The following is a 1,150-nucleotide window of genomic DNA, read 5'->3' as shown; positions in this document are numbered from 1 at the left end:
GTAGGTACCTTAATAACAGGTAGATTGTGTTTATGAATGAATGCTACAAAGGCTGTCTCTTATACACATCTAGATGTGTATAAGAGACAGTTATTAATACAGCTCGTTAAATAATAAATCCTTTATAACTAATGAATCAAGTCTGTCTCTTATACACATCTAGATGTGTATAAGAGACAGGATTAAAACATTTTATAAAATAACATAAAAATAGATGATGCTAAATTGGATAAATACCAAGTGTCTTGAACATATTGTTTGAAGCAAAATAAATTTTACTTTTTAGAATAAAAACGATGTATGTAATTAAAATAAAACGTATTATTAATACAGCTCGTTAAATAATAAATCCTTTATAACTAATGAATCAAGTCTGTCTCTTATACACATCTAGATGTGTATAAGAGACAGTTATTAATACAGCTCGTTAAATAATAAATCCTTTATAACTAATGAATCAAGTTGATAAAAGGTAGTTTAATCCTTGCAAAAAAATTGATAGAATTGAGGACGTATTTGAAAAAAAAGGAAATGGAAGACGTTTGCTGGTACTGTTGCAAAGGCATGTAATCCTTAATGAGAATAGTAATTAAAGTTATTTCAAGTATTTTTGCTTTGACCTCGATTTTGCTTGTATTATTTTTGTTTAAAAATCAGTTGACCTCTGGATCAGTATTTTCATATAGTTATTATGAAAAAGAAATCTCTGCAAAAACTTCAGTGACTACTAAATCAGATATTAATAACTTTGACTATGTACTATTTACAAGAGAATCTTGTCCGTATTGCAATGCATTTGCCCCTAAACTATTTTTATCTTCTCAATATGAAGATAAAAAATTCTTGATTATAGATACGGACACAAAAGAAACTAATCCTTCTACTTTATGGTATATTAATGAGTTAGAGATAACCGAAGTTCCAACTATAGTAAATATGAAAACTAAAGAGCGCTTCTCTTATACCGATCAAATTGGTAGCATAAATAATTTTTTAGAATAGAGGTTGATTTGATGTTAGAAAATATCGGTTTTTTTCTTACTGTTGTCCCATTTTTGCTACAAGTGTTTTTGTTACTTATAGTCTATAAAAAGGATAATAATCGAGAAAAATATAAAAATTACTTACTTTATATTATTACTATATTGAA

At 27.0% G+C, this 1,150-nt stretch carries 1 protein-coding gene; it reads left to right on the top strand.

Annotation, left to right across the window (positions count from 1 at the left end; translation table 11 throughout):
- Positions 1 to 576: 576 nt before the first annotated feature.
- A complete protein-coding gene (locus tag A5870_RS12930; protein WP_086293238.1) occupies positions 577 to 1,002 on the top strand; it encodes a thioredoxin family protein in 426 nt (141 codons plus the stop codon).
- Positions 1,003 to 1,150: the final 148 nt, after the last annotated feature.

Source organism: Enterococcus sp. 2G9_DIV0600 (assembly GCF_002140615.1).
Taxonomy (GTDB): Bacteria; Bacillota; Bacilli; order Lactobacillales; family Enterococcaceae; genus Enterococcus_D; species Enterococcus_D innesii.
Note: the sequence above shows the minus strand (reverse complement) of the source record. Positions and strands in the feature narration are given on the sequence as shown.